This window comes from Streptomyces sp. NPDC048420, assembly GCF_040651535.1.
Lineage (GTDB): Bacteria > Actinomycetota > Actinomycetes > Streptomycetales > Streptomycetaceae > Streptomyces.
The window spans coordinates 126,750-147,134 of sequence record NZ_JBEZKG010000016.1; the positions used below are offsets into that span (position 1 = coordinate 126,750).

General features: G+C 70.2%; 17 protein-coding genes. 6 read left to right on the plus strand and 11 right to left on the minus strand.

Annotated elements, in window-relative coordinates; genetic code table 11:
* Nucleotides 1–125: 125 nt before the first annotated feature.
* The gene (locus AB0D34_RS29390) at nt 126–2,288 is read right to left on the minus strand and encodes a serine/threonine-protein kinase (RefSeq protein WP_362666822.1); all 2,163 of its coding nucleotides are present in this window, start codon (nt 2,286–2,288) and stop codon (nt 126–128) included.
* A gap of 441 nt (nt 2,289–2,729) precedes the next feature.
* On the opposite strand from AB0D34_RS29390, the gene AB0D34_RS29395 reads away from it, so the two are divergent.
* Nucleotides 2,730–3,773, plus strand: a complete 1,044-nt coding sequence (locus AB0D34_RS29395; RefSeq protein WP_362666651.1) for a serine hydrolase domain-containing protein — start codon at nt 2,730–2,732, stop codon at nt 3,771–3,773.
* Nucleotides 3,774–3,901: 128 nt separating this feature from the next.
* On the opposite strand, the gene AB0D34_RS29400 is transcribed toward AB0D34_RS29395, so the two are convergent.
* Complete coding sequence (locus AB0D34_RS29400) at nt 3,902–5,608, minus strand: glycerol-3-phosphate dehydrogenase/oxidase (RefSeq protein WP_362666653.1); 1,707 nt, start codon at nt 5,606–5,608, stop codon at nt 3,902–3,904.
* Between the two features lie 316 nt (nt 5,609–5,924).
* Here AB0D34_RS29400 and AB0D34_RS29405 point away from each other — a divergent pair, with 316 nt between their 5' ends.
* Nucleotides 5,925–7,130: a nucleotide sugar dehydrogenase gene (locus AB0D34_RS29405; RefSeq protein ID WP_362666656.1), complete on the plus strand. Its 1,206-nt coding sequence runs from the start codon at nt 5,925–5,927 to the stop codon at nt 7,128–7,130.
* Nucleotides 7,131–7,779: 649 nt separating this feature from the next.
* On the opposite strand, the gene AB0D34_RS29410 is transcribed toward AB0D34_RS29405, so the two are convergent.
* The 4 genes from AB0D34_RS29410 to AB0D34_RS29425 all read right to left on the minus strand — a co-directional run bounded on the left by AB0D34_RS29410 (nt 7,780) and on the right by AB0D34_RS29425 (nt 12,161).
* Nucleotides 7,780–8,904 (minus strand): GuaB3 family IMP dehydrogenase-related protein, encoded by a 1,125-nt coding sequence (locus tag AB0D34_RS29410; protein WP_362666658.1) that lies wholly within the window; start codon nt 8,902–8,904, stop codon nt 7,780–7,782.
* Between the two features lie 105 nt (nt 8,905–9,009).
* Entirely contained in the window at nt 9,010–10,512 is a 1,503-nt protein-coding gene (guaB, locus tag AB0D34_RS29415; RefSeq protein WP_362666660.1) for an IMP dehydrogenase, read from the minus strand.
* A gap of 163 nt (nt 10,513–10,675) precedes the next feature.
* The gene (locus AB0D34_RS29420) at nt 10,676–11,263 is read right to left on the minus strand and encodes a sigma-70 family RNA polymerase sigma factor (RefSeq protein WP_007384137.1); all 588 of its coding nucleotides are present in this window, start codon (nt 11,261–11,263) and stop codon (nt 10,676–10,678) included.
* Nucleotides 11,264–11,549: 286 nt separating this feature from the next.
* A complete protein-coding gene (locus AB0D34_RS29425) occupies nt 11,550–12,161 on the minus strand; it encodes a response regulator transcription factor (RefSeq protein WP_003948568.1) in 612 nt (203 codons plus the stop codon).
* Nucleotides 12,162–12,542: 381 nt separating this feature from the next.
* Here AB0D34_RS29425 and AB0D34_RS29430 point away from each other — a divergent pair, with 381 nt between their 5' ends.
* Entirely contained in the window at nt 12,543–12,872 is a 330-nt protein-coding gene (locus tag AB0D34_RS29430; RefSeq protein WP_362666662.1) for a WhiB family transcriptional regulator, read from the plus strand.
* Between the two features lie 59 nt (nt 12,873–12,931).
* On the opposite strand, the gene AB0D34_RS29435 is transcribed toward AB0D34_RS29430, so the two are convergent.
* Complete coding sequence (locus AB0D34_RS29435; RefSeq protein WP_362666664.1) at nt 12,932–13,831, minus strand: LysR family transcriptional regulator; 900 nt, start codon at nt 13,829–13,831, stop codon at nt 12,932–12,934.
* Between the two features lie 80 nt (nt 13,832–13,911).
* Here AB0D34_RS29435 and AB0D34_RS29440 point away from each other — a divergent pair, with 80 nt between their 5' ends.
* The 3 genes from AB0D34_RS29440 to AB0D34_RS29450 all read left to right on the plus strand — a co-directional run bounded on the left by AB0D34_RS29440 (nt 13,912) and on the right by AB0D34_RS29450 (nt 16,190).
* Nucleotides 13,912–14,580: an MOSC domain-containing protein gene (locus AB0D34_RS29440; protein ID WP_362666666.1), complete on the plus strand. Its 669-nt coding sequence runs from the start codon at nt 13,912–13,914 to the stop codon at nt 14,578–14,580.
* A gap of 50 nt (nt 14,581–14,630) precedes the next feature.
* A complete protein-coding gene (locus AB0D34_RS29445; protein WP_362666668.1) occupies nt 14,631–15,404 on the plus strand; it encodes an SDR family oxidoreductase in 774 nt (257 codons plus the stop codon).
* Nucleotides 15,405–15,500: 96 nt separating this feature from the next.
* Nucleotides 15,501–16,190 carry an ester cyclase gene (locus tag AB0D34_RS29450; protein WP_362666671.1) on the plus strand — a complete coding sequence of 230 codons (690 nt, stop codon included), beginning with the start codon at nt 15,501–15,503 and terminating at the stop codon, nt 16,188–16,190.
* Nucleotides 16,191–16,276: 86 nt separating this feature from the next.
* Here AB0D34_RS29450 and groL read toward each other — a convergent pair whose 3' ends face one another.
* The 4 genes from groL to AB0D34_RS29470 form a co-directional block, all read right to left on the minus strand.
* Nucleotides 16,277–17,902, minus strand: coding sequence for a chaperonin GroEL (gene groL / locus AB0D34_RS29455; RefSeq protein ID WP_020135755.1), 1,626 nt, complete (start codon nt 17,900–17,902; stop codon nt 16,277–16,279).
* A gap of 119 nt (nt 17,903–18,021) precedes the next feature.
* The gene (gene groES / locus AB0D34_RS29460) at nt 18,022–18,330 is read right to left on the minus strand and encodes a co-chaperone GroES (protein WP_013001368.1); all 309 of its coding nucleotides are present in this window, start codon (nt 18,328–18,330) and stop codon (nt 18,022–18,024) included.
* A 289-nt stretch (nt 18,331–18,619) separates the two neighbouring features.
* Complete coding sequence (locus tag AB0D34_RS29465) at nt 18,620–19,405, minus strand: polysaccharide deacetylase family protein (protein ID WP_362666673.1); 786 nt, start codon at nt 19,403–19,405, stop codon at nt 18,620–18,622.
* Complete coding sequence (locus AB0D34_RS29470; protein ID WP_362666675.1) at nt 19,402–20,298, minus strand: polysaccharide deacetylase family protein; 897 nt, start codon at nt 20,296–20,298, stop codon at nt 19,402–19,404. The genes AB0D34_RS29465 and AB0D34_RS29470 overlap by 4 nt, the downstream gene beginning before the upstream one ends.
* Between the last annotated feature and the right edge of the window lie 87 nt (nt 20,299–20,385).

Sequence of the window (20,385 nt, forward strand, 5' to 3'; positions counted from 1 at the left end):
CGTTCCGTACCCATACCTGGATGCGGACGGTTCGCAAACACTCACGATACGTGCCGGAGGCAACCCGCAAAGAGGGGATTCCAGATCTCACGGCCCAAACACAGGACCGCTCACCGAACAGCGCGTCACGACTTCGGTTCGAAGGTACGAGCGAGCGTCTGCCATGTGTCCGTGCGCAGCTCAGTGCCCCAGTTCGCGGCTTTCGCCGTGTACATCAGGGCATATCCGAGATGGGAGTTGACGACGAAACCCCGGTCGATCGTCCGGTACTTCGTCCCGCCCTCCACATAGGTGAACTCCCAGTCGGCCGTGTTCCAGCCCCGGTAGTCCACCTGCTCTATTCGGATCTTGGTGTACTGCGAGCGGCGCATGCTCTTTTCCTGGTTCTCCCAGTCCGTCACCGGGTCACCCTTCGGCGTGCTGGTCCAGGCGACGAGCAGCTTCTGCCCATCCGGCCCGGTGAACCGGTCGCCCGCGGAGCTGGAGGTCTGGAACTTCCACCCCTTGGGCAGCCCGATCGAGTACCCCTGGCTCCCCTTGTACGTCGACGCCACCGCACCGCCACCGGAGGAGCCCCCCGAGCCCGAGGTACCCTCCGAACTCTCGCCACTCTCCTGGGCACTCGGCGTGTTCGCGGCCCCCGCCCCCGTCTCCGACGAGGCGGACCCGGTGGCGGTCCCGTCGGTCTGGGTCCCCCCGCTCTTGTCCTCCTTGGTGTCGGCACTGGCGCTCGCGCCCGCCGTGACCTTGGAGTCGCCGCTCTTCGCCCTGTCGGTGCCGTCGTCCCCGCCGAGCGTGAGCGCCAGCACGGTACCGATGACCGCGAGCACCACGACCACCGCGATGATCACCAGCGTCCGCCGCGGCACCACGTCGGTCAGCGGCGCCCTGGGCACCTGCCTCGGCGCCAGGTCCGGCGGCGGCGTCATCACGGGCCACCCCGAGCTCCGCCCGCCCGAGACCGCGTCGGTCTGCTGCGTCTGCCCGTCCCGAACCCCGGCCGCCCCACTCGAAGCCGCAGACGCGCCCTTCTCCTGAGAAGCGGGGGAAGCCGAAGAAGCCGAAGAGGGCGAGGCAGCAGGAGAACCCGAGGAGGCGGGAGCAGCAGGAGCAGCCGCAGAGGCCGCAGAAGCCTCGGAACCCTGAGCGGGCACCTTCCCGGCACCCGAACCGACCGACCCGACCGAACCCGCAGCACCCGCAGCACCTGTCGAACCCGCCGAACCCGTGGATCCGCCCCCGGACTTGGCACGAGACGCGGCCGCCGACGTCGCCGCCACCCCCGCGGCCTTCCGCACGGAACGCAACGCCCCGCGCAGCCCCTCGCCCTCACCGCGCTTGCCACCGGAACCACCCGCACGCTCCTCCGGCTGTGCCGGCAACGGCACCACCCTCGTCGCGTCCGCCGGCGGCTCAGGCTCGGCGGCCTTCGGCTCGGGCGCGTGGATCACGTCGGTGAGCATGGCCCGGGCACCGCTGTCGTCCAGCCGCTGGGCGGGGTCCTTGGTGAGCAGACCGTAGATGACGTCCTTCAACGGCCCCGCGTTCTTCGGCTCCTCCAGCGGCTCGGTCATCACCGCTGTGAGCGTCGCGATCGCGGACCCCTTGTCGTACGGCGGGGCACCCTCGACCGCCGCGTACAGCAACCCGCCGAGCGACCACAGGTCGGCCGCGGGGCCCGGCTTGTGCCCGCGGGCCCGCTCCGGGGAGATGTAGGAGGGGGCGCCGACGAGCATGCCGGTGGAGGTGATGGACGGGTCGCCCTCGACCTGGGCGATACCGAAGTCGGTGAGCACGACCCGGCCGTCCTCGGAGATCAGCACGTTGGACGGCTTCACGTCACGGTGCAGGATGCCCTCGCGGTGCGCGGACCTGAGCACATCGAGTATCGCGAGGCCCACCTCCGCAGCCCGCCTGGGCTCCAGCAGCCCGTCCTCCCGGATGACCTCGGCGAGCGACTTGCCCTCGACGAGCTCCATCACGATCCACGGCCGGTCGTCCTCGTCGACCACGTCGTACACGGTCACCGCGCTGGTGTTGCGGATCCGCGCGATCGCCTTGGCCTCCCGCAGCGTGCGCGTGATCAGCCGGCGCTTCTCGTCCTCGTCGATGCTGTTGGGGAACCGCAGCTCCTTGACGGCCACCGTCCTGCCCAGGGTCTCGTCCTCGGCGCGCCACACCGTGCCCATGCCACCGCGGCCGAGTACTCCTCCCAGCCGGTACCGCCCGGCGAGGAGACGCTCGCTCTCGTCCTGCCGGGATGCTCCCGCCCGCTCCGCGTCCGACATGCGTCCCCTCATGAACCCGCCCTGACAGAGCCTCCATTGTCCCTCACCCGACAAGTGCCCGACGCCCCAGGGTGCCCTGACTCCGCCTCACCCGCGGCACGGCGCCGACGACATCGACACAGCGGTCACCCGACCCACACCACCCCTCAACACACAGTTCCCACCCGCCTACGCCTCCTCCCCCACAGCTCACCCCGCCGCCCACGCCCTCCTTCTCCACGCAAGCCCGACGAACCGTGACAACACCCGCCGTCACCCAACCTCCACCACGACGGCACCACCCGGATCAAGCCCCCCTCCCCGCCCCCCCATCCCCCCACCCCGCGACCCCGCAATCCAGTACCCCTGTGCCCCGTTGCCCCCGCCCCCCATGTCCCCATGCCCCCGCAACGGCGCGTCCCCGCAACCGTGCATGATGGCTCCCAACAAGAAAGGCCCACCATGCCGCCGCTCCGGACACTGCTGGCCGTCCCGGTGTCCCTGGCGCTGCTCGCCCTCGCCCCGGCGGCCTCCTCGGCGCCCTCGACCCCGCCCACTGACACGCTGCTCCCGCTGCTGGTCACGAAGGGCAGCGTTCCCGCCGCCGCGCTCCTGGCCCGGGAACAGAGCGGGACCCGTTACGCCGAGGCAGGACCGGGAATCGCCCGCGCCGACCACTTCCGCGCCGGCAGCGTCACCAAGAGCTTCATCGCGACGGTCGTCCTCCAACTGGCCGCGGAACACCGGCTGAAGCTGTCCGACACCGTGGAGCAGCACCTGCCCGGCCTGGTGCGCGGAGCGGGCAACGACGGCCGCGCGCTGACCCTGCGCGCCCTGCTCACCCACACCAGCGGGCTGGAGGACTTCACCGCGGACACCCTGGGTCTGGTCCCCCTCACTCCTCTTCAAGCCGTCCGTACCGCGCTCACCCACCCCCCGGCCGCCCCCGGCCGCTACTCCTACTCGAACACCAACTACGTCCTGCTCGGCATGGTGATCCAGCAGGTCACCGGCGACTCCTACGCCACCGAGGCCGAGCGGCGGATCATCGCTCCCCTGCGTCTGACGGGCACCTCCTTCCCTGGTTCACGCGCCTCTCTCCCCTCCCCGCACGGCCGCGCCTACACAGCCGAGGGAACCGACGTCACCGCACTCGACCCGCGGGTGGCCGGGGCCGCGGGCGAGCTGGTGACCACGCTCGCCGACCTGGACCGCTTCTACGCGGCGCTGCTCGGCGGGCGGCTGCTGTCCCCGTACTGGCTGCACGAGATGACGGACACCCGCACCGCACACGGCCTGTACGGCATGGGTCTGCTCCCGGTGAAGCTGCCGTGCGGCACGACGGTGTGGGGGCACAACGGCCGCATCACCGGAAGCTACGTGCGCACCGCAGCCACCGCCGACGGCCGTCGCGTCCTCACCTTCCGCGTGAACACGACCGCGATCACAGAACCCGACCTCGAACCGGCCCTGCTCGCCGCCGAGTTCTGCCCCCGCACCTCATAGAACGACCAGGTTCCGAACGAAGATCCCGGCTCACGACACTCGTTCGAGTGACGCTGACCGAACCGCAGAAGCCGAACCGGAAAGCCGACGCGGAGAGCCCACACCGTGAGCCCACGCGGAGAGCCGACCTACAACGGCACGATGTCCGGCGCCCCCAACCGCGCCGCATCCGCCGTCAGATCGTCCGGCTGCCGCTGCGACTCCCGCTCCGCCTCCACCCGCTTCTCGTAGTGCTCGACCTCGCGCTCGATCTGGTCCTTGTCCCAGCCGAGCACCGGCGCCATGAGCTCGGCGGCCTCGCGGGCCGAGCGCACGCCCCGGTCGAAGGTCTCGATGGAGATGCGGGTGCGCCGGGTCAGCACGTCGTCGAGGTGCCGCGCGCCCTCGTGGGAGGCGGCGTACACGATCTCGGCACGCAGGTAGTCGTCGGCCGCATGCATGGGTTCGCCCAGCGTGGCGTCCGAGGCGATGAGATCGAGGACCTCCTCCGCAAGGGCGCCGTACCGATTCAGCAGATGCTCCACGCGGACCACATGGAGCCCGGTACGCGCGGCGATCCGCGCCCGCGCGTTCCACAGCGCCCGGTACCCCTCGGCGCCCAGCAACGGCACGTCCTCGGTGACGCACTCGGCGACCCGGGCGTCGAGGCCGTGCACCGCCTCGTCGACGGCGTCCTTGGCCATCACGCGGTAGGTCGTGTACTTGCCGCCGGCCACCACCACGAGCCCCGGCACCGGATGCGCCACGGTGTGCTCGCGCGAGAGCTTGCTGGTGGCGTCCGACTCACCGGCGAGCAGGGGCCTGAGGCCCGCGTACACGCCCTGGACGTCGTCCCGGGTCAGCGGCACCGCGAGCACCGAGTTCACATGCTCCAGCAGGTAGTCGATGTCGGCGCTGGACGCGGCCGGGTGCGCCTTGTCGAGGTCCCAGTCGGTGTCGGTGGTGCCGATGATCCAGTGCCGGCCCCAGGGGATGACGAACAGCACGGACTTCTCGGTGCGCAGGATCAGCCCGGTCGAGGAGTGGATGCGGTCCTTGGGCACGACGAGGTGGATGCCCTTGGAGGCGCGGACATGGAACTGCCCGCGCTCCCCGACCATCGCCTGGGTGTCGTCGGTCCACACCCCGGTCGCGTTGACGACCTGTTTGGCGCGGATCTCGTACTCCCCGCCCGCCTCGACGTCCTGCACCCGGGCCCCGACCACGCGCTCGCCCTCACGCAGGAACCCCGTCACGCGCGCGCGGTTGGCGGCCCTCGCTCCGTAGGCCACGGCCGTCCGCACCAGGGTGGCGACGAATCGGGCGTCGTCCATCTGGGCGTCGTAGTACTGCAGCGCCCCGACCAGCGCGTCCTTCCGCAAGGCGGGCGCGACACGCAGGGCGTGACGGTGGCTCAGGTGTCGGTGCGCGGGCAGACCCCGACCGTGCCCCCGGGCCATCGACATCGCGTCGTAGAGCGCGACGCCCGAGCCGGCGTACCACCGCTCCCAGCCCTTGTGCTGGAGGGGGTAGAGGAAGGGCACCGGTTTCACGAGATGCGGCGCGAGCCGCTCCAGGAGAAGCCCGCGCTCCTTCAACGCCTCGCGTACGAGGGCGAAGTCGAGCATCTCCAGATAGCGCAGGCCGCCGTGGATCAGCTTGCTGGAGCGGCTGGAGGTGCCGGACGCCCAGTCACGCGCCTCGACCAGCCCGACGGACAGGCCCCGGGTCACCGCGTCGAGCGCGGTGCCCGCACCGACCACGCCGGCTCCCACCACCAGCATGTCCAGTTCGCGTTCGGCCATTGCCGCGAGTGACTCGGCGCGCTGTGCCGGTCCCAGTGTCGCTGTCCTCACCACTGCCTCCCGCTGTCGATCGCGTTGGCCCGCAGGTACCCACCCGTGCCCAAAGTCTGACCGGCTTGCCCGACTTCGGCCACCAGTCGCCCTCAGCCTGTGGATAACTTTCACCGTCGTGTACCCCGAAGGCCACACAGGCCCACAGAGGCATGGGCTCGCAGAGGCATGGGCCCGCAGACCCGCAGGAAGACACACGGAACCAATCCCGTATTTCGGTCATATTTACTCCTAGTCTGACATTGCGCTCGCTCGTCCAGTCCACAGGGCTTGCGCACCTGTCCCGCTTCGGTTACTGGGAAGGACGGCCCACGCCATGCCCGCAGATCTCGCCGTGATCGGACTCGGCCCCTACGGACTGCCCCTGGCCCAGGCCGCTGTCGCCGCCGGCATCCCCACCCTCGGCTACCGCACCGGCCCCGAGGCCGGCTCCCTCAGCCCCGCGGAACTGCGCCGGATGCTCTCGGGGGGCTTCCGGACGGCCGCGGGCCCCGCCGAACTCGGCCGTGTCCGTACGGCGGTCATCTGCGCGCCCACCCCGGCAGGCCCGGACGGCGGCCTGGACCTGAGCCAGGTCGAGACGGCCGCCCGTACCCTGGCCGCGCACCTGCGCCCGCACACCACGGTGATCCTGGAGTCCCCGGTGCCCCCCGGCACCACCGAGGACTTCCTCCGCCCGATCCTCGAAGAGGGCTCACGCCTGCGGGCGGGCCGCGACTTCCACCTCGCCTACTCCCCCACCCGCGTCGACCCCGGCAACCGCGACTTCACACCCGCCAACACCCCCAAGGTGATCGGCGGCCTCACCCCCGCGTGCACGGAATCGGCAGCCGCCTTCTACTCGCGTCTCACCGACAAGGTGGTACGCGCGCGTGGCCCGCGCGAGGCGGAGACGGTCCAGCTCCTGGAGACCAACTTCCGGCACGTCAACATCGCCCTGGTCAACGAGATGGCGGTCCTCTGCCACGACCTCGGCGTCGACCTCTGGGACGTCATCCGCTGCGCGGAGACCAAGCCGTTCGGCTTCCAGGCGTTCCGCCCGGGCCCGGGCGTCGGCGGCCACGCCATCCCCCGCGACCTCAGCAGAGCCGGCCGTTCCCTGCGCATGGTCGAACTCGCCCGGCAGGTCAACGACCAGATGCCGCGTTACGTCGTCCAGCGCGCCGCCGCCCTCCTCAACGAGCACGGCAAGTCGGCCCGCGCCGCCCGGATCCTCCTCCTCGGCGTCACCTACAAGCCCGACCTAGCCGACCAGCAGTCCACCCCGGCCCAGGAGGTCGCCGTACGCCTGATGGAACTCGGCGCCTCCGTCAGCTACCACGACCCCCACGTCCCGTCCTGGAGCGTCCTGGACCGCCCGGTCCCGCGCGCGGACTCCCTCTACGAGGCGGCGGCCGACGCGGACCTGACGATCCTGCTCCAGCAGCACCGCACGTACGACCTCCAGGGCCTGTCGGTGAAGGCCCAGCTCCTGCTGGACACGCGCGGGGCCACGCCCACGGGGGCGGCGCATCGGTTGTGAAGGGGGGCGCGTGGGTGCGGCGGGCTCCGGGGGCGGTGGCATGCGGCGGGCGGCGCAGGTACCTTACGGAGGCAGGTGGGGTTCGGTCGCAGTGGCTGCTGCGGCAGACTCGTGGATGGATCACGGAGTGTCCGCCCCTGGCCCTTACAGGGCTGGCCACTCACCACCACACCACCAAGGTGGAGCCCGCCGCAGGGGCTTACTGCGACAGGCTCCTAGCTGGTTTACGGGTGTCCGCCCCTACTGTTTATAGGGGCGGCCGCTCACCAGCCAAAGATCCGCAGGACCCACCTCCTCCGGCTTTGGACCATCCGAAGACGAATCCGATCCCAGCGGGTGGGCTTGCGGTGACGGCCCATGGGCACGCCCCGTTCCATGACGCCGCCCAGTGAGCCCGGTGGGCGGTCCGTTGGAGCTCCGGGCCGGGCCCCGGGCCACCGGGTCCGGAGACGAGCTCCTTGGAAGGGGGCGCCCCAAACAGCGGGTCGCCGATCAAGGACACTACCGCCCGCTTACGCCCGTTCGGCCCACATTCGCCCCGAACGCAACCGCACGCCCCCACCCCGCCAAACGCGCCCCACCAGCCCTTTCGGGCACGCAAAAGGCCGGCCACCCACCCGGGTGACCGGCCCTCGAACCGCCGTGAGCCCTACCGCTTGTGCTGCGAGTCAGCCACCGTCACCTCGACGCGCTGGAACTCCTTCAGCTCGCTGTACCCGGTCGTGGCCATGGCCCGCTTCAGCGCACCGAAGAAGTTCATCGAGCCGTCCGGGATGTGCGACGGACCCGTCAGAACCTCCTCGATGGTGCCGACTGTGCCGAGGTCGACCTTCTTGCCGCGCGGCAGCTCCTCGTTGACGGCCTCCATGCCCCAGTGGTTGCCCTTGCCCGGCGCGTCCGTCGCGCGCGCGAGCGGCGAGCCCATCATCACGGCGTCCGCGCCGCAGGCGATCGCCTTGGGGAGGTCGCCGGACCAGCCCACACCGCCGTCAGCGATGACGTGCACATACCGGCCGCCGGACTCGTCCATGTAGTCCCGGCGGGCCGCCGCCACGTCCGCGACCGCCGTCGCCATGGGCACCTGGATGCCCAGGACGTTGCGAGTCGTGTGCGCCGCGCCGCCGCCGAAGCCGACCAGGACGCCCGCCGCGCCGGTGCGCATCAGGTGCAGGGCCGCGGTGTAGGTGGCGCAGCCGCCGACGATCACCGGGACGTCGAGCTCGTAGATGAACTGCTTCAGGTTCAGCGGCTCGTGCGAACCGGAGACGTGCTCCGCCGACACCGTCGTACCGCGGATGACGAAGATGTCCACGCCCGCGTCCACGACCACCTTGGAGAACTCGGCGGTGCGCTGCGGGGAGAGCGCGGCCGCCGTGACCACGCCGGAGTCGCGCACCTCCTTGATGCGCGCGCCGATCAGCTCCTCCTTGATGGGGGCGGAGTAGATCTCCTGGAGCCTGCGCGTGGCCGTCTCCGCGTCCAGCCCGGCGATCTCGTCGAGCAGCGGCTGCGGGTCCTCGTACCGGGTCCAGAGGCCTTCGAGGTTCAGCACACCCAGGCCGCCGAGCTCGCCGATGCGGATCGCGGTGGCCGGGGAGACGACCGAGTCCATGGGGGCGGCCAGGAAGGGCAGCTCGAAGCGGTAGGCGTCGATCTGCCAGGCGATCGAGACCTCCTTCGGGTCGCGCGTACGACGGCTGGGGACGACGGCGATGTCGTCGAAGGCGTACGCCCGGCGGCCGCGCTTGCCGCGCCCGATCTCGATCTCAGTCACGATGTGTGGCCTTTCCCTGATGCGTTCAGCGTCTTCCAGTATCGCCGACGGGTACGACAAGGGCGGCCCCGGATGCTTCCGGGGCCGCCCTTCAAGAACTGAGGCCTACTTACGGCTGTAGTTCGGCGCCTCGACCGTCATCTGGATGTCGTGCGGGTGCGACTCCTTCAGACCCGCGGAGGTGATCCGCACGAAGCGGCCCTTGGACTCCATCTCGTCGATGGTGGCCGCGCCCACGTAGCCCATGGTCTGGCGCAGCCCGCCGACAAGCTGGTGCAGGACGCTGGACAGCGGGCCCCGGTAGGGCACCTGGCCCTCGATGCCCTCGGGCACGAGCTTGTCGTCGGAGCCGACCTCGGCCTGGAAGTAGCGGTCCTTGGAGTACGACTTCGCCTGACCGCGCGACTGCATGGCACCGAGCGAGCCCATGCCGCGGTACGACTTGAACTGCTTGCCGTTGATGAACTGGAGCTCGCCGGGCGACTCCTCACAGCCGGCCAGGAGGCTGCCGAGCATCACGGTGTCGGCGCCGGCGGCGAGCGCCTTGCCGATGTCGCCGGAGTACTGCAGGCCACCGTCGCCGATCAGCGGGATGCCGGCCGGGCGGGCGGCGAGGGAGGCCTCGTAGATCGCGGTGACCTGCGGGACGCCGATGCCGGCGACGACACGGGTCGTACAGATGGAGCCCGGTCCGACGCCGACCTTGATGCCGTCGACACCGGCGTCGATCAGCGCCTGGGCGCCGTCGCGGGTGGCGACATTGCCGCCGATCACGTCGACGCCGACGCTGGACTTGATCTTCGACATCCAGCTGAGGGCATTGCTGTTGTGGCCGTGCGAGGTGTCGACGACCAGGAAGTCCACACCGGCCTCGGCGAGCGCCTGGGCCCGCTCCAGGGCCTCGGGGCTGGCACCGACGGCGGCACCGACGAGGAGGCGGCCCTCGGCGTCCTTGGCGGCGTTCGGGTACTTCTCCGCCTTGACGAAGTCCTTGACGGTGATCAGGCCCTTGAGGACACCGGCGTCGTCGACGAGCGGCAGCTTCTCGATCTTGTGGCGGCGCAGCAGGTCCATGGCGTCGGTGCCGGAGATGCCGACCTGGCCGGTGACCAGCGGCATCGGCGTCATGACCTCGCGCACCTGACGGCTGCGGTCGGACTCGAAGGCCATGTCGCGGTTGGTGACGATGCCGAGGAGCTTGCCGGCCGGGTCGGTGACCGGGACGCCGCTGATACGGAACTTGGCGCACAGCGCGTCGGCCTCGGCGAGGGTGGCCTCCGGGTGCACGGTGATGGGGTCGGTGACCATGCCGGACTCGGACCGCTTCACCAGGTCGACCTGGTTGACCTGGTCCTCGACGGAGAGGTTGCGGTGCAGCACGCCGACACCGCCGAGGCGGGCCATCGCGATCGCCATGCGGGACTCGGTCACCTTGTCCATGGCGGCGGACAGCAGGGGGATGTTCACCCGGACGTTGCGGGAGATGCGGGACGAGGTGTCGACCGCGTTGGGGAGCACCTCGGACGCCCCCGGCAGCAGCAGCACGTCGTCGTAGGTCAGCCCGAGTGTCGCGAATTTACCGGGCACTCCGTCGACGTTAGCAGTCATGACACCTTCCCCAAATGACCTTGATCGGTGCGGATGTCCATGCTAACGGGAAGCAAGGGTCGCAAATTCCACGGAATCCACGGTTCGGATCCGCTCCGGACTTCGTATGTTCGTACGGAAACGGCGCGCCGCCCGTTCAGGAGCGCGCCTTACCCAGCGCGCCCTACTGCTCGGCCAGTGCCCGCAGCCTGCTCAGCGCCCGGTGCTGGGCCACACGGACCGCACCGGGTGACATTCCCAACATCTGACCCGTCTCCTCCGCAGTCAACCCCACGGCGATGCGCAACAGCAGCAGCTCGCGCTGGTTCTCGGGGAGGTTGGCCAGCAGTTTCTTGGCCCATTCAGCGTCACTGCTGAGCAGCGCCCGCTCCTCGGGGCCCAACGAGTCGTCGGGCCGCTCCGGCATCTCGTCGGACGGAACCGCCGTGGAACCGGGGTGGCGCATGGCCGCGCGCTGCAGGTCGGCGACCTTGTGCGCGGCGATGGCGAAGACGAACGCCTCGAAGGGGCGCCCGGTGTCCCGGTAGCGCGGCAGGGCGAGGAGGACGGCTACGCAGACCTCCTGCGCGAGGTCCTCCACGAAGTGCCGGGCGTCGCCGGGGAGACGGGACAGCCGGGTGCGGCAGTAGCGCAGGGCCAGCGGGTGGACATGGGCGAGCAGGTCGTGCGTGGCCTGCTCGTCCCCTTCCACCGCACTGTGGACGAGCGCACCGATCGCCCCATGGGGATGAGCCGCCTCGTCGTCACGCATCGGTCCATGGTGCCTTGGCGTCGTTGGATCCGTGGCATCGCGCTGGTTGTTGTGCACCGAAGCGTTATGAGCAGGTGCGCCGGAACTCATCCCCTGCGCCCTCCCCTTCCGCTCGACCGACTCGTCCCCGAGAGACTCCACATCTCCAAGGATGCGGCATCCGCCGCGAAACAAGCAGCAGGGCATCGAAGGGGCCGCTCGACCGCGCCCCTTCAGGGGCGCGGGGAACCGCGCGACCAGCCACGAACAACCCGCAGCCTTACTACGACCGCACGCGACGGAATACTCAGCGCACCAGGCCCCACCGGAACCCGAGCGCCACAGCGTGCGCCCGGTCCGAAGCACCCAGCTTCTTGAACAACCGCCGAGCATGCGTCTTCACGGTGTCCTCGGACAGGAACAGCTCCCGCCCGATCTCCGCGTTGGACCGCCCGTGGCTCATCCCTTCGAGCACCTGGATCTCACGCGCGGTGAGCGTCGGCGCCGCCCCCATCTCCGCGGACCGCAGCCGTCGCGGGGCGAGCCGCCAGGTCGGGTCGGCGAGCGCCTGCGTCACCGTGGCGCGCAACTCCGCGCGCGAGGCGTCCTTGTGGAGGTAGCCCCGCGCACCCGCGGCCACCGCGAGAGCGACCCCGTCGAGGTCCTCCGCGACGGTGAGCATGATGATCCGCGCACCGGGGTCCGCGGACAGCAGCCGCCGCACGGTCTCGACGCCGCCCAGACCGGGCATGCGTACGTCCATCAGAATCAGGTCCGAACGGTCCGCACCCCAGCGGCGGAGGACTTCCTCGCCGTTGGCCGCGGTCGTCACGCGCTCGACGCCGGGCACGGTCGCGACCGCGCGGCGGAGCGCCTCTCGGGCAAGCGGGGAGTCGTCGCAGACGAGGACGGATGTCATGGCCGCCCTCCGCAGCTGATGCACGTCACCTTGAGCCTCCAGGCTGGTACGAAATCGTCACCTGAGCGGTCGACCGTCTCGGACGCCTGCCCGAGCACTTGTTGCTTCAACCGCCTCCGCACTCTCAACGACGGTCACCCGAAAGAGTTACGGGGCTGTGCACTGTCTTCGGCACTCTACGTGAGGGTGCGGACACGGTGCAGACATGCGCGGCGGACCCACAACGTTTCATCACAACCCATGCCCCATTCAGACCCTTTTCTTCCCATTTCCTGGTGTCTGAGGCTAGATTCGCAATGAGTCATATTTTCATCTCCTTAGATCGTAGATGTACGGTCGTGGACACCGTATCCGCCCAGAACGGCTACAAGGGGTCACGCAATGGCAGATTTCTCCCGCCTTCCCGGACCGAACGCGGACCTTTGGGACTGGCAGCTCCTGGCCGCCTGTCGCGGAGTGGACAGCTCGCTCTTCTTCCATCCGGAGGGCGAGCGCGGTGCGGCGAGGAGCGCTCGCGAGAACTCGGCCAAGGAGGTCTGCATGAGATGCCCGGTGCGCGCGCAGTGTGCGGCGCACGCGCTCGCGGTGAGAGAGCCGTACGGCGTGTGGGGCGGGCTGACCGAGGACGAGCGCGAGGAGCTCATGGGACGGGCGCGGCATCGGCTGGTGTCCGCGTCGTCGTCCGTCGGGAGCGGCGCATCGAACAACTGAAGGAACGTTTCTTCTGGAAGGGCACGCGCGCGCGTGCCCTTCTCTCTGTGTCCGGCCCGCTATGTCCGGCCCGCCGCGACCGCGAGCTGCTCCAGCGTCGCCGCCACCGCCGGCACCTGGGCCAGGTCGGGCAGCGTGAGCGCGACGATCTCCCGCCGGACCGCCGGTTCCAGCGTCACCGTGCGCGCGCCTCGTGGCCGTACGGACTCGATCGCGAGCTGGGGCAGGACGGCGACGCCGAGACCTGCGCCCACCAGGCCGACGACCGCCGGGTAGTCGTCGGTCGCGAAGTCGATGCGGGGTGTGAAGCCGGCGCTCTCGCAGACCTCGACCAACTGGCCGCGGCAGCGCGGGCATCCGGCGATCCACGACTCCCCGGCGAGCTCCCCGATGGCCACGGACCCGGCGCGCGCGAGCCGGTGCCGCTCCGGTACGAGGGCGACGAGCCGGTCGGTCAGCAGGGGCCGTACGACGAGGTCGTCCCACTCGTCGCCGCCCGCAGCCCCCTCGTACCGGAAGGCGAGCGTCAGGTCGCAGTCCCCCTCCCGCAACAGGCCGACGGAGTGCGGGGGTTCGGCCTCCTCCAGGGAGACCCGGGTGCCGGGGTGGGCGGCGCGCAGGGCGGCGAGGGCGGTGGGGACGAGGGTGGAGCTGCCGCTGGGGAAGGAGACGAGCCGGACCCGCCCGGCCCGCAGTCCGGCGATGGCGGCGACCTCCTCCTCGGCCGCCGTGAGCCCGGCCAGGATGCCGGCGGCGTGCCGCACCAGCGCCTCCCCCGCCTGCGTCAGCCGCATCTCGCGTCCGCTGCGGACGATCAACGGCGTGCCCACGGAAGCTTCCAGGGCCTTCATCTGCTGGCTGACGGCGGGCTGGGTGCAGCCCAGTTCGCGCCCCGCGGCGGAGAAGGAGCCGGTGGCGGCGACGGCGCGCAGGACACGGAGATGACGGGCCTCGATCACTTTTCGAGGATAAGCCGCGCTTTGACATTGCGCCGAATAATGCGTGGCGCCTTTGGGTGCCGGTGTCCTACCGTGCCGCCATGAAGCTTCTGTCGGTGAATCTGGGCCGTGCGAAGGCCGTGACGTACACGGACAACCCGGAGGGCGTGACCGGTATCGACAAGCGGCCGGTCGACGGACCGGTGCGGGTGGCGGCACCCGGTCCCAAGGGCATCGGCGGCAGCGCGCTCGCCGGGGACGCGGTGTGCAAGAAGCAGCACCACGGCGGCGACGACCAGGCGGTGTACGCGGTCGCGCGCGAGGACCTCGACGACTGGGAGCGCGAGCTGGGGCGCACGCTGGCCAACGGCTTCTTCGGCGAGAACCTCACGACGCAGGGCATCGACGTCTCCGGCGCGCTGATCGGCGAACGCTGGCGTATCGGGCCCGAGGTGGTGCTTGAGGTCACCAGCGCGCGGATTCCGTGCGGCACGTTCCAGGGCCACATGGGCGAGCAGCGGTGGGTGAAGCGGTTCACGCAGAGGGGTGCGCCGGGGGCGTATCTGCGGGTGATCGAGCCCGGCGAGATCCGTACCGGGGACCCGGTCGAGATCGTGCACCGGCCGGACCACGAGGTGACGGTCGCGCTGGCGTTCCGGGCGATGACCACCGAACGGCCGCTCCAGCCAAGGCTGTTGGCGGCCGGCGAGGCGCTCCACCCGGAGGTGCGGCAGTGGGCGCTCGACTACGTGGAGAAGCACGGCGCCTGACAGGCCCTCGGCAAGCGGACGCTGTCGCTCCCGGTCATTAACCTTGCGCCATGACAACGGCATTGATTACGGGATCGACCGCGGGCATCGGTGCCGCGTTCGCACGGCGGCTGGCCGCTGACGGGCACAACCTGGTGCTGGTGGCCCGCGACACCAAGCGGCTCCAGGAACAGGCGACGGAACTCCACGACCGGCACGGCATCGAGGCCGAGGTCCTCACCGCCGACCTCGCCACGGACCCCGGCATCGAGGCGGTCGCCGCCCGCCTCGCCGACCGCAGGTCCCCCGTCGACCTCCTCGTCAACAACGCCGGCTTCGGCAACAAGGGCCGCTATCTCGACGTCTCCATGGCCGACGAGCTGAAGATGCTCAAGGTGCACTGCGAGGCGGTGCTGCGGCTGACGTCGGCGGCGACGGAGGCGATGCGGGAGCGCGGGCGGGGCGGTGTCGTCAACGTCGCGTCGGTGGCGGCCTTCGTTCCCCGCGGGACCTACGGCGCCTCGAAGGCGTGGGTCGTGCAGTTCACGCAGGGCGCGGCGAAGGACCTGGCGGGCAGTGGCGTACGGCTGATGGCGCTGTGCCCCGGCTTCGTGCGCACGGAGTTCCACCAGCGGGCGGGCATGGGCACCGACAGCATCCCGGGGTGGATGTGGCTCGACGCGGACAAGCTCGTCGCCGCCGCGCTCACGGACCTGGCCCGCGGGAAGTCGCTGTCGATCCCGGACCCCCGGTACAAGGCGCTCATGGGGCTGGTGAAGGTGGCGCCCCGTGGGCTGGTGGGCGGGATCTCCTCGAGGACGGGGCGGAAGTACGGGCCGCAGTAGGCGGTTCGGTGTGCCGCGCTCGCATGGCCCCATGATGCCGATGGGCAGAGAATGGTGGTGTTCTACCGGACCCAGGGGGGCCGGAGGCGACGTGCCATGACCTTCGTACAGCTCATCGACTGCAGGACCAGCCGTTTCGACGAGATGGACCGGCTGATGGACACATGGGTCGAGCAGACCAAGGGGAAACGGACCGCGACGCACGCGGTGGTCGGCAAGGACCGCTCCGACTCGTCGCACTACGTCGAGATCGTGGAGTTCCCGTCGTACGAGGAGGCGATGCGCAACTCCGGGCTGCCGGAGACGGAGCGGATCTTCCAGGAGATGGTGGCGCTGTGTGACGCGGCGCCCACCTTCACGGACCTCGACGTGGTGCGGGACGAGCAGCTCAACACGGCTGTCGCGCGGGAGTTCTTCGAGCGGGCCGGGCGCGGTGACGCCGCGGAGCTGTTCACGCGGTTCGCCGACGACTACCTCGACCACGATCCCGCGAATCCTGACGATCTGGGGCTGGCGGCGGCGCGCGAGGAGTATGAAGGGTGGCGGCGGGCCTTCGTCTTCACCTTCCGCGTGGACGACCAGATCGCCCAGGACGACCGGGTGTGCACCCGCTGGGCCTGGGCCGGGAAGCACACCGGCGAGTTCGTGGGGATCCCGGCGAGCGGACAGAACGTCACCATGACCGGGACCACCTGGCACCGGTTCCGGGACGGGAAGATCTGCGAGGGCTGGTGGCAGTACGACCGGGCGGGGCTGATGGAGCAGCTGGGGGTACTCGGGGAGTGACCCCGGCACCACGCCCGCTGTGACCCGCGAAGGGGAAAGCCCCCGTTCCCTCAGAGGGAACGGGGGCCTCCTTGCGAGCGGTGGGCTCAGTGGGAGTGGCCGTGGCCGTGCCCGGCGGCGGCCGGCTCCTCTTCTTCCTTCTTCTCGACGACCAGGGTCTCGGTCGTCAGGAGGAGGGAGGCGATGGAGGCGGCGTTCTCCAGGGCGGAGCGGGTGACCTTGACCGGGTCGATGACGCCGGCCTTGACCAGGTCGCCGTACTCGCCGGTCGCGGCGTTGAAGCCCTGGCCCTTGTCGAGCTCGGCGACCTTGGAGGTGATGACGTAACCCTCCAGGCCGGCGTTCTCGGCGATCCAGCGCAGCGGCTCGACGACGGCCTTGCGGACCACGGCGACACCGGTGGCCTCGTCGCCGGTCTTGCCGAGGCCGCCCTCGAGCACCTTGGCGGCGTGGACCAGAGCGGAGCCACCACCGGAGACGATGCCCTCCTCGACCGCGGCGCGGGTCGCGGAGATGGCGTCCTCCAGACGGTGCTTCTTCTCCTTCAGCTCCACCTCGGTGGCGGCGCCGACCTTGATCACGCACACGCCGCCGGCCAGCTTCGCGAGGCGCTCCTGGAGCTTCTCGCGGTCCCAGTCGGAGTCGGTGTTCTCGATCTCGGCCTTGATCTGGGCGACGCGGCCCGCGACGGCGGCGGAGTCGCCGGCGCCGTCGACGACCGTGGTGTCGTCCTTGGTGACCGTGACGCGGCGGGCGGTGCCCAGCACGTCCAGGCCGACCTGGTCGAGCTTGAGGCCGACCTCCTCGGAGATGACCTCGGCGCCGGTGAGGGTCGCCAGGTCCTGGAGCATCGCCTTGCGGCGGTCGCCGAAGCCGGGGGCCTTGACGGCGACCGCGTTGAAGGTGCCGCGGATCTTGTTGACGACCAGGGTCGACAGGGCCTCGCCCTCGACGTCCTCGGCGATGATCAGCAGCGGCTTGGAGGCACCCGACTGGATGACCTTCTCGAGCAGCGGCAGCAGGTCCTGGATCGAGGAGATCTTGCCCTGGTTGATCAGGATGTACGGGTCGTCGAGGACGGCCTCCATACGCTCCTGGTCGGACACCATGTACGGGGACAGGTAGCCCTTGTCGAAGGCCATGCCCTCGGTGAAGTCCAGCTCCAGACCGAAGGTGTTGGACTCCTCGACGGTGATGACACCGTCCTTGCCGACCTTGTCCATCGCCTCGGCGATGAGCTCGCCGACCTGCGAGTCCTGGGCGGACAGCGCGGCCACGGCGGCGATGTCGGACTTCTCGTCGATCGGGCGGGCCGTCGCGAGGAGGTCCTCGGAGATGGCGGCGACCGCGGCGTCGATGCCCTTCTTCAGGGCGGCCGGGGAGGCGCCCGCGGCGACGTTCTTCAGGCCCTCGCGCACCAGCGCCTGGGCGAGCACGGTGGCGGTGGTGGTGCCGTCACCCGCGATGTCGTTGGTCTTGGTCGCCACCTCCTTCACCAGCTGGGCGCCGAGGTTCTCGTACGGGTCCTCGATCTCGACCTCGCGGGCGATGGTGACGCCGTCGTTGGTGATGGTGGGAGCGCCGAACTTCTTGTCGATGACGACGTTGCGGCCCTTGGGGCCGATCGTCACCTTGACCGTGTCGGCAAGCTTGTTGACGCCGCGCTCGAGGGCGCGACGGGCGTCCTCGTCGAACTTCAGGATCTTCGCCATGGGAGCGGTTCAGCCCTCTCGGAAAATGTGGGTGAAACGAACTGCGCCCCAGACGCCCGGCTTCATAAGGTGGCGGGGGCCCGGGGCGCAGCTCACAAGCAAAATGTGCTTGAGGTGTCTTACTTCTCGATGACCGCGAGCACGTCGCGGGACGAGAGGACGAGGTACTCCTCGCCGTTGTACTTCACCTCGGTGCCGCCGTACTTGCTGTACAGCACGATGTCGCCGACCTTCACGTCGAGCGGCAGGCGCTCGCCGTTCTCGAAGCGGCCCGGACCCACGGCGAGGATGACGCCCTCCTGGGGCTTCTCCTTCGCGGTGTCCGGAATGACCAGGCCAGAGGCGGTGGTCTGCTCGGCGTCGAGCGGCTGGACCACGATGCGGTCCTCGAGCGGCTTGATGGCAACCTTGGAGCTGGTGGTCGTCACGATCCGACCTCCCCCTTCGGAGATCTCACGGGGTTAACTGTCTGAGGTGGCGACCAGGTGGATCCGTCGTCGCGGGTGCCGGACCTGCCCGTCGCTGTGTTGGCACTCTCCAGGGGGGAGTGCCAGACCCGAGACTATGACCGTGATTAGCACTCGGTCAAGCGGACTGCTAATTCGCCGCGCTGGCCGAGCCGAAATGGGGGTGCGCGTGAGGGGTGGGCGTGAACGAGGGTGACCGTCCTGGGACCGGCCCTGAAGACGCCGATCCCCGCTCAAGGGTCGGCGTCCTCTACAGATAGTCCTCAAGTCGACCCACCGTCAGCCCCCGCCGCTGGATCTCCCGCAGCAGCCTCGTGGTGCGTTCCGTCAGGGTGGGACCGGTCGTCTCCGCCGACGTCACCGAGATGACGTCCCCCGCCCTCAGCCCCCGCCTCTCCCCCTGCGCCGCCACGCTCCACAGCACCACCGCCGAGAGCCCGCAGTCGGCCGCCGCGCGCAGGGTCGTGCGGTCGTACGTGCCGTAGGGCGGCCGGAAGAGCCGGGGGCGGATGCCGAAGCGGGACCTGATCTTCTCCTGCTGGCCGCAGATCTCGGCGCGCTGCCCCGCGTACGGCAGGCCGCGCAGGGCGGGGTGGTCGAGGGTGTGGTTCTGGATGCTCGCGCCGACCGACTGGAGGCGCGCGAAGTGGCCGTACCCGGGGCCGACGACGCTGTCCGTGAGGAACATGCTGACCGGCAGCCGCAGTTCACGGACCATGTCGACGAAGCGCGGGTCCCTCTCGGCCCCGTCGTCGTAGGTGAGGAAGACGACCTTGTCGGACGTCGGCACCCGCTTCACCACCGGTGGCAGACCCCCCGGGCGCACCGCCGTGCGCACCGGAACCCGCGGGGGCACCGGCAGCGGGGCCGTCATGCCCCAGTGGCGGTAGGGCCGCCCGTCCGTCCTCGCCGGCCCGTACGACCCCACCCGCTGCGCCGCCTTCTTGCCCAGCCGTTCGATGGGGTCGACGGACTGGGCGCAGCCGGTGAGCAGCAGGGCCGCCAGGGCGGTGGCCACCGCCGCCCCGGGCCTCACAGGTAGTCCTCCAGGCGCGCGACCGCGTACCCCTCGGCCGTGACCTTGTCCAGGAAGCGGCGGACCATGTCGGGCATCGTGCCCTTCCAGTCCCCGCGGCCCCTGAAATGACTGAGCACGATGTCACCGGGGCGCAGCTTCCGGTCCCACTCGCGGTACTCCCAGTGGTCGGCGAAGACCTCTTCGTTCCAGATCGGCGCGTATCGGATGCCGCAGGACTTCGCCGCGCGCAGGGTGTCCTCGTTGTAGTTGCCGTAGGGCGGCCGGAAGAGCGTGGGCCGGGTGCCGTAGCGCTTCTCGATGACGTTCTGCATGCCGCAGATCTCGCGCTTCTGGCGGGCGTAGGACAGCCCGGGCAGGTAGGGGTGGTGGAGGGTGTGGTTGTTGAGTACGACCCCTCGGTCCCGCATCTTCCGGAAGTAGCCGTAGTCGTCCTTGACCAGGTAGTCGCTGAGGAAGGCGGTGTACGGGATCTTGAGCTCGCTCATCATCCGCAGGAACGCGGGGTCCTTCTCGGCGCCGTCGTCGATGGTGAGGAAGACGACCTTCTGCCGGGTCGGGATCGTGGTGAAGACCGGCGGCAGCCCCTTCTCCCCGTGGCCGTCGACCTCGAAGCCGTCGCGGGTGGCGATGCGGGGCTTGGTCGCGGGCGCAGGCGGGGCCGCAAGCGGGGCCCGCTTGAGACCCCAGCGCTTGGCGACGACCAGCCGGGCCTGTTCGGCGCGGAGCCTGGCGGCCTGGATACGGGCCTTGTGGGCCTTGAGGTCGGCGGCTGGGGCCCGGGGCGCCTTGAGAGGTTGCCGCCCCCGTACGTCGGTCTCGGCCGACCGGGCGCAGCCGGAGACGAGGGAGGCCACTGCCAGGAGGACCAGTCCGCTGCGGATCGGCACCATGAACGCACTGTTTTTGTAGTTTTGTCCTACTGTTCCCATGAGGTCGGATCCTCGCAGGTCACGGCGGTGCGGCCGGGCAGACACCGC

Excerpts from the sequence above, each read along its gene's own strand:
- groL (WP_020135755.1), bottom strand. The coding sequence starts at position 17,902 with ATGGCGAAGATCCTGAAGTTCGACGAGGACGCCCGTCGCGCCCTCGAG.
- AB0D34_RS29430 (WP_362666662.1), top strand. The coding sequence starts at position 12,543 with ATGGCAGATTTCTCCCGCCTTCCCGGACCGAACGCGGACCTTTGGGAC.
- AB0D34_RS29450 (WP_362666671.1), top strand. The coding sequence starts at position 15,501 with ATGACCTTCGTACAGCTCATCGACTGCAGGACCAGCCGTTTCGACGAG.
- guaB (WP_362666660.1), bottom strand. The coding sequence starts at position 10,512 with ATGACTGCTAACGTCGACGGAGTGCCCGGTAAATTCGCGACACTCGGG.
- AB0D34_RS29405 (WP_362666656.1), top strand. The coding sequence starts at position 5,925 with ATGCCCGCAGATCTCGCCGTGATCGGACTCGGCCCCTACGGACTGCCC.
- AB0D34_RS29390 (WP_362666822.1), bottom strand. The coding sequence starts at position 2,288 with ATGTCGGACGCGGAGCGGGCGGGAGCATCCCGGCAGGACGAGAGCGAG.
- AB0D34_RS29445 (WP_362666668.1), top strand. The coding sequence starts at position 14,631 with ATGACAACGGCATTGATTACGGGATCGACCGCGGGCATCGGTGCCGCG.
- AB0D34_RS29470 (WP_362666675.1), bottom strand. The coding sequence starts at position 20,298 with ATGGTGCCGATCCGCAGCGGACTGGTCCTCCTGGCAGTGGCCTCCCTC.
- AB0D34_RS29420 (WP_007384137.1), bottom strand. The coding sequence starts at position 11,263 with ATGCGTGACGACGAGGCGGCTCATCCCCATGGGGCGATCGGTGCGCTC.
- AB0D34_RS29425 (WP_003948568.1), bottom strand. The coding sequence starts at position 12,161 with ATGACATCCGTCCTCGTCTGCGACGACTCCCCGCTTGCCCGAGAGGCG.
- AB0D34_RS29395 (WP_362666651.1), top strand. The coding sequence starts at position 2,730 with ATGCCGCCGCTCCGGACACTGCTGGCCGTCCCGGTGTCCCTGGCGCTG.
- AB0D34_RS29440 (WP_362666666.1), top strand. The coding sequence starts at position 13,912 with ATGAAGCTTCTGTCGGTGAATCTGGGCCGTGCGAAGGCCGTGACGTAC.